The following is a 7,152-nucleotide window of genomic DNA, read 5'->3' as shown; positions in this document are numbered from 1 at the left end:
CACACGCTGCGGTAATATAAAATACCAATAGGCGAATTGTTAAAAAAGATTACAAGTGTCCAATGTACGCAAAGACACTTCAATTTACCATGTGGAAGAGATTGATAAAAATATCATAACATGACCTCTATTTTTATTATTGATAGGGTCATAGATCCACCCATTGTTGCTAACAGTGGGAGTATACCACTGTGATGTTTTCACGAGGATGCTGATAGCAAAAAGCAAAATTAGTGCCAGAATGTTTGACTACAAGAAAAAAATGAAGATTTTTTCAAAATATGGGTGATAAGCCAACAATTGCAATTTCTCACCTGGGCTGCGAGAAAAATCGAATTGATACAGAGCATATGCTGGGAATGCTCGTAGAAGCAGGCTACGGTGTAGATACAAATGAAGAGTTAGCGGATTACGTTATAGTTAATACCTGTAGTTTTATTGAAGCAGCAAGACTTGAATCTGTCAGAACTTTAGTAGAACTGGCAGAGGCAAACAAAAAAATCGTAATCACTGGCTGTATGGCGCAACACTTCCAAGAACAACTTTTGGAGGAGTTGCCGGAAGCCGTAGCCGTTGTGGGTACAGGCGATTATCACAAAATTGTCAATGTAATTGAGCGTGTAGAACAAGGCGAACGGGTCAAAGAGGTTAGTATTGAACCAACCTACATCGCCGACGAAACTACACCGCGCTATCGCACGACAACCGAGGGCGTAGCTTACCTGCGGGTTGCGGAAGGATGTGATTATCGTTGTGCATTTTGTATAATTCCTCATCTTCGAGGAAACCAGCGATCGCGTACTATTGAATCAATCGTCGCCGAAGCGGAGCAGTTAGTTAGTCAAGGGGTAAAGGAAATTATTCTAATTTCCCAAATCACTACTAATTACGGTCTAGATATTTACGGTCAGCCAAAATTAGCCGAATTACTTCGCGCTTTGGGGAAAGTAGATATACCGTGGATCAGAATGCACTACGCTTATCCCACGGGACTGACCCCAGATGTGATGGCGGCGATCCAAGAAACACCTAACGTATTGCCTTACCTGGATTTGCCCTTGCAGCATTCTCATCCAGAGATTCTCCGCACTATGAATCGTCCCTGGCAAGGACGGGTAAATGATGGGATTATAGATCGCATCAAAACGGCGCTACCAACAGCCGTACTGCGGACAACATTTATTGTTGGTTTCCCTGGCGAAACAAACGAGCATTTTGAGCATCTACTGGAGTTCGTCCAGCGGCATGAATTTGATCATGTTGGTGTTTTCACCTTTTCGTCCGAAGAAGGCACCCCAGCTTTCAAGCTACCAAATCAGTTGCCTCAATTGGTAATGGACGATCGCCGATACCAACTGATGGAACTCCAGCAACCGATTTCTCAAAAGAAAAATCAACAGGAAGTCGGCAAAATTGTTGATGTCCTGATTGAGCAAGAAAATCCTGAAAGTGGTGAATTAATCGGTCGTTCAGGTAGATTTTCCCCAGAGGTTGATGGTCTGGTATATATCAAAGGCCAGGCAAAATTAGGAACCATCGTGCCAATAGCGATCCACCACGCTGATACATACGACCTCTATGGTCAAGTAGTCAATAACTAAGTCGTCCTTTGACTAATGACTAATCTAAAAATCCCTACATAAAATTTAGGAGAATTAATGACTCTTTCATTTCAAGAATTAGGCATTTCCCAACAACGTGTCGAAAAACTAGAAAAAATCGGTTTTACCGAACCGACTAATATTCAAGTGCAAGCAATTCCCCAATTGCTAGCTGGTCGTGATGTGGTTGGTCAATCTCAAACTGGAACAGGCAAAACAGCAGCATTTTCACTGCCAATTTTAGAGCGGCTGGATATTAACCAAAAAGCCGTGCAAGCCATAGTTTTAACACCAACTCGTGAATTAGCAATGCAAGTTCACGATGCGATCGCCCAATTCATCGGTGATGAAGGATTGCGGGTATTAGCAATCTACGGTGGTCAATCAATTGACCGCCAAATGTTACAACTAAAACGTGGCGTCCACATGGTCGTGGGTACTCCTGGACGGGTGATCGACTTACTAGATCGCGGCTGTTTAAAGCTCGATCAAGTGAAGTGGTTTGTATTAGATGAAGCCGATGAAATGTTGAGTATGGGCTTTATCGACGACGTGGTGAAAATTCTTTCCCAAGCGCCCGTAGATCGCCAAACAGCTTTATTCTCAGCAACAATGCCGCCATCGATTCGCTCCTTGGTGAACAAGTTTTTGCGATCGCCTGCAACTGTCACCGTCGAGCAGCCAAAAGCCTCTCCCAACAAGATTAATCAGGTAGCTTATCTGATCCCCCGCCACTGGACAAAAGCCAAAGCTTTACAGCCAATTCTGGAAATGGAAGATCCAGAAACAGCTTTAATCTTTGTCCGTACCAGACGCACAGCCGCAGAACTCACCAGTCAGTTACAAGGTGCTGGTCATAGTGTCGATGAATACCACGGTGATTTATCCCAACAAGCGCGGGAACGCTTATTACTCAGATTCCGTAACCGTCAAGTCCGTTGGGTAGTAGCAACTGATATTGCTGCACGCGGGTTAGATGTCGATCAACTCTCCCATGTGATCAACTACGACTTACCCGATAGTGCAGAAACCTACGTCCATCGCATTGGTCGTACTGGTCGTGCTGGTAAAGAAGGAACAGCAATTTCTTTAGTACAGCCATTTGAGCGGCGCAAGCAACAAACATTTGAACGTCATAACCGCCAAAATTGGCAAGTGCTGACGATTCCCACCCGCGCCCAGATTGAAGCAAAACACATTCTGAAATTGCAAGAATTGGTGCGAGAAGCTTTGACAGGAGAGCGTTTGGCCTCCTTCTTGCCGATTGTCAGCGAACTGATTGAACAATACGACGCTCAGGCGATCGCCGCAGCCGCCCTGCAAATCGCTTACGATGAAACTCGTCCCGCTTGGTTGAACTCAGACGTGGAAATTCCCCAAGAAGAATCTTCCGCTCCCAAACCCAGAGTGGGCAAGCGTCGTGAATCTTCCAGCGATCGCCCTCGGGCTGCGTGGAAATCAGATAGCAGCACTGGTGAAGGAGAAAGAAATCCTTCTCCTAAGCCCAAACTGCGAACAAGTGGTCAGGAGTCTTCTGTGTCGCCTACTACAAGTAAAAAGATAGGTTCACCTACAGCTAGAGAATCAGCATCTTAGTCAACAGTTAATCAATTTTGGATTTTAGATTTTAGACTTCGGCGTAACACTTCAGCTTCTCTACGAGACGCTACGCGAAGGCTCAGTCGAACGATTTTTCCTTCAATCCAAAATTCCAAATCTAAAATTGGTAGAGTTGAGAGTTAGGAGTCAAGAGTTAATATTTTGACTTTGGCTCTTGACTTTTTGGCTTTTTAGCTAACTTTTTTTATCAGTTTGTTAGAACATGGATAAAGATGCATTCTTCGTGGTCTTATGTTCACTATTCCAGACTTAGAGCAACTACAAGCAGAGCATCCAGAATGGCAGATGGAGCTAGTAGACGGAAATATACTTCTTATGGGGCCATCAGATTATAAGTCAGAGGAAATAGGTGCTGAGTTAGTTAGATTACTCGGCAACTGGGTACGCCCCCAAAGGCTAGGACGGGTAACTGGTTCTAGTGCTGGTTTTATTTTGCCTACATTAGAAACTGAAAACGGCAAAGAAGCTGATCACGAAAAACGAAATCTCCGCGCTCCCGATGTGTCTTTTGTTCGTGCTGATAAACTAAAAAAAAGCAAGCGCGATTTTGTGGAACTGGTGCCTGACTTGATGGTAGAGATCAAATCTAAAAGCGATGGCATCAAACCACTGGTAGAAAAAATTCAGCTATTCCTACAACTTGGATCTACAGTTGGTATCTTGATTGATCCTGACAAATTGACGCTGACAGTTTATCGACTCAACCAAGAACCAATAGTTTTGCAAGACAACGACAAACTGACACTGCCAGACTTATTACCAGGTTGGGAGCTAGTAGTGTCAGAAATTTGGCCACCTGTGTTTGAGTAGTTTAGAAATACTACAGCCAAGGACGACTAACTTGTTCTAATTCTCCAATTTCATCATCGCTCAATCTCCAGCCCAAAGCACCAGCATTCTGCCGTACTTGTTCGGCTGTCTTCACCCCAGCAATAGGAATAACGTTACCCTGAGCAATTAACCAGTTGAGAGCAACTTGGGCAGGGGTGCGATCGTATTTTTCCCCGAAGTTGCGTAGTAAAGATATGACTGGGGCAATTTTTAGCAGACCTTCTTTCTTAAATCGGGGGTCTATTTTCCTCGCACCACCTGGGGTTTCAGCACTATCAATAGTGTACTTGCCAGTGAGTAATCCTTGTGCTAAAGGACTATAAGCCAAGATAATCACACCCAAATCACGGGCAGTTGTGATAATATTCTGGCTTTCAACTTGGCGACTGAGTAAAGAATAGCGGACTTGGTTCACAGCCAAAGGCACTCCACGGGCTGCCAATATTTGATGTGCGTCTCGCATTTGCTCTGCTGAGTAATTACTCACACCGACTGCGGCAATTCTACCCCGCTTCACTTCATCCGCTAAGGCATTCATCAAGGTTTTTTGACTTAAAAAGAAGGCAAAAGGCCAATGCACTTGGTACAGGGCGATTCGTTCTAATTGCAGGCGTTTGAGGCTGTCTGTTAAAGCATCAGAGACAGATTTGGCTGTAAATCGCCACGGTAGAGGGCCAAATTTTGTGGCGATTTGTACAGGTTGTTGTGTCTGTTGCAGAAATTGTCCCAAAAATTTCTCTGATAGTCCCATTCCGTAGATTTCGGCAGTATCAAAGAAGGTAATACCAGCTTCTAAAGCTGCTGTAAAGGCTTCTTGTAACTGTTCTGGTCCATAGCCGTTGCCATAATTCCAAAAGAGTTTATCACCCCAAGCCCAAGTGCCCATGCACAAGGGTGTAACTGCTGGGCCATTTTGCCCTAATGTGATATTTTCCACGGTTGCAAAATTTCATTTATTTATATTTCTTTACTTTTATAGTGTATCGTCACAGACAAAATTGGGTATGGAGCATTGGACACCATAGCTCAAATTGACAATGTTTCAACTTACCTATGTAATGATCATGGTGTCCACAATTGCAGACTCTTGAACCAACTCAAATCTCTATAATCCAACGTCCAAACACTAGCCTCATAAAGTTGAGCTACTACTACAACAGAGGCATCCTCTAAACTTCCTTGCCAGTCTGGTATCTGGCGAACCATGCTGTAAATCTTCTCAAACATTTCCATGCTCACTGATACAGTCACTGTGTTCTCACTAATGACGCTTAGCGCAGTCATTGCAGCACGGCTCGATTGTTCTCGCAGCACAAACTTATAAACTTCAAACAGCACTGGTAGAGGGGTTAGAACCTCACCAAACAACGCTGGTAACTTACTAAAACCCGCTTTGCATTCCTGATGGTAGTCATCTTGGACAGAAACCAAGGCAATCAGGAGGCCTGCATCCAAAACGAGACGCTTCATCCTTGTATCAAATAATCTTCATTAACTGAAGCATCTGTAGATTCTAAAGCTTGAGATTGCTCTTTAGCTTCAGCAGCCATCAAATAGTCTTCATTAACTGAAGCATCTATAGGAGCATTTTCTACGATTCCTGCCAGCGATAGTAACCTTGAACCATTTTTGGGGTGTAACTTTTCGGACAATGCTGCCTGTACAACACTAGATGGGTTTTGCTCTGGGTGATCTTTTAAGTATTGGTTAAGTTGTGTCCACAACTCATCAGGAATATAGAGTGTGCGTTTCATTTTATCAGCCTATTGAAGTACAACATTAGTTGTACCCTCATTGTACTTGCTGGAGTGCGATCGCCTACCTCTTAAAATTCGGTTTCAGTAACTACAGTAAGCTGTTACACAGCTAAATTTAACAAACATCATTACCTTTATTTTTAATTTTGCGCTCCTATTTAATAATAAGCTGCATAGCAGCTTAAGGATTGAGGGAGGCTAATAACCTCCCTTTTATGATAGTTGAGTGTATTTAATTTTATTTATGAATTAGATGATTTCTCCTGCTTGGCTTTTTTGATTAATTCCATGTAGACATTAATCTCACTAATTTCTAAATCATGCTCAACTCTGGTTACTTTCCATTTCTCCTTTTTTAGGTAGACTTCCTCTCCTACCCTGGGAGTAAATTGGAGATCATAGAACTTTTTGAGAAAATCTTTTTGATTTTCTTCCCATAATATTACTTTGACTACTTCTTTATTCATTGCTTCTGCCTGTTTTTTACTAGATGAAGGTAGGTAGTTTGAGGACATACATACAGCAAGTTTATCTTAGTAATTCAATGTAATAGCGTAGTTAAAACCACATTTTCATATTGATATTTTTATCTGGCTTGATTGCCTACAATAAGTTACAGTGCAATACAATAACTGAAAATTATTTTTAAAATTATTGATTGTTCGTTATATTTCTATCAATAATTTGACACTATTGATAATCAACCTGATCAGTTTTTGGCTTTAACCCAAGCGGATTGACTTTTATAGTGTATTTTCACAAAGAAGACTAAGAAGGTTTTTCATAAAAACCCCTTCACCCTGTTGATAAGTAAATAGAAAACTTACAGGAATTTTCAGGTAAATAAACCACATTTTTTGTCTCACACAAAGGCAAGCCAGTGAATTTTAGGGTTTCCAACATTGAACAAAAGCACTCTTTCGCCACTGCGTGTCTAAGATGATAAATTCAGCCTTTTGGCATTTTTTGCGAAATGGCTCTGAAAATTGCTGTATTTAAAATTCAGGATGTTATCAACAGGATATTATACGGCACTTTCTTCAGTCTGTAGCAACAATTTCTGCTTTATCTATAATTGCTTGCACTCCGATTTTCCTATCAGCTAAACCCGCAAGGTCTTGCCCATATGCAGTTGCGATCGCGGATTTGCAAAAAGCGGCTGATCTATTTCAGCAACAAGGAAAAACACAAGATTACCAAAAAGTAATTGAAATGCTGACAGCGATCAGATTAACTTCAGCAGTTATTTTGCATAAATCTGACAACTATACTTTTGCAGTTTTTACTATTTGTGGATGAGTAATAATACTCATGGCATGAGAAGAGGATTTCTTTAAAAACTA

At 41.9% G+C, this 7,152-nt stretch carries 7 protein-coding genes; 3 read left to right on the top strand and 4 right to left on the bottom strand.

Annotated features, from left to right (window positions below):
- Positions 1-281: 281 nt before the first annotated feature.
- The 3 genes from rimO (at position 282) to ACEW80_RS25075 (ending at position 4,031) form a co-directional block, all read left to right on the top strand.
- A complete protein-coding gene (gene rimO / locus ACEW80_RS25085; protein ID WP_373529195.1) occupies positions 282-1,601 on the top strand; it encodes a 30S ribosomal protein S12 methylthiotransferase RimO in 1,320 nt (439 codons plus the stop codon).
- 57 nt (positions 1,602-1,658) lie between these two features.
- Positions 1,659-3,197: a DEAD/DEAH box helicase gene (locus ACEW80_RS25080; protein WP_373529194.1), complete on the top strand. Its 1,539-nt coding sequence runs from the start codon at positions 1,659-1,661 to the stop codon at positions 3,195-3,197.
- 255 nt (positions 3,198-3,452) lie between these two features.
- The gene (locus tag ACEW80_RS25075; protein WP_373529193.1) at positions 3,453-4,031 is read left to right on the top strand and encodes a Uma2 family endonuclease; all 579 of its coding nucleotides are present in this window, start codon (positions 3,453-3,455) and stop codon (positions 4,029-4,031) included.
- A 10-nt stretch (positions 4,032-4,041) separates the two neighbouring features.
- Here ACEW80_RS25075 and ACEW80_RS25070 read toward each other — a convergent pair whose 3' ends face one another.
- The 4 genes from ACEW80_RS25070 to ACEW80_RS25055 all read right to left on the bottom strand — a co-directional run bounded on the left by ACEW80_RS25070 (position 4,042) and on the right by ACEW80_RS25055 (position 6,276).
- Positions 4,042-4,989 (bottom strand): aldo/keto reductase, encoded by a 948-nt coding sequence (locus ACEW80_RS25070; RefSeq protein WP_373529192.1) that lies wholly within the window; start codon positions 4,987-4,989, stop codon positions 4,042-4,044.
- 125 nt (positions 4,990-5,114) lie between these two features.
- Positions 5,115-5,522: a type II toxin-antitoxin system VapC family toxin gene (locus ACEW80_RS25065; protein ID WP_373529191.1), complete on the bottom strand. Its 408-nt coding sequence runs from the start codon at positions 5,520-5,522 to the stop codon at positions 5,115-5,117.
- Entirely contained in the window at positions 5,519-5,806 is a 288-nt protein-coding gene (locus ACEW80_RS25060; RefSeq protein WP_373529190.1) for a hypothetical protein, read from the bottom strand. Before ACEW80_RS25060 ends, ACEW80_RS25065 begins: the two co-directional genes overlap by 4 nt.
- 245 nt (positions 5,807-6,051) lie before the next feature.
- A complete protein-coding gene (locus ACEW80_RS25055) occupies positions 6,052-6,276 on the bottom strand; it encodes a hypothetical protein (protein WP_373529196.1) in 225 nt (74 codons plus the stop codon).
- Between the last annotated feature and the right edge of the window lie 876 nt (positions 6,277-7,152).

This window comes from Nostoc sp., assembly GCF_041747015.1.
Lineage (GTDB): Bacteria > Cyanobacteriota > Cyanobacteriia > Cyanobacteriales > Nostocaceae > Nostoc.
Note: the sequence above shows the minus strand (reverse complement) of the source record. Positions and strands in the feature narration are given on the sequence as shown.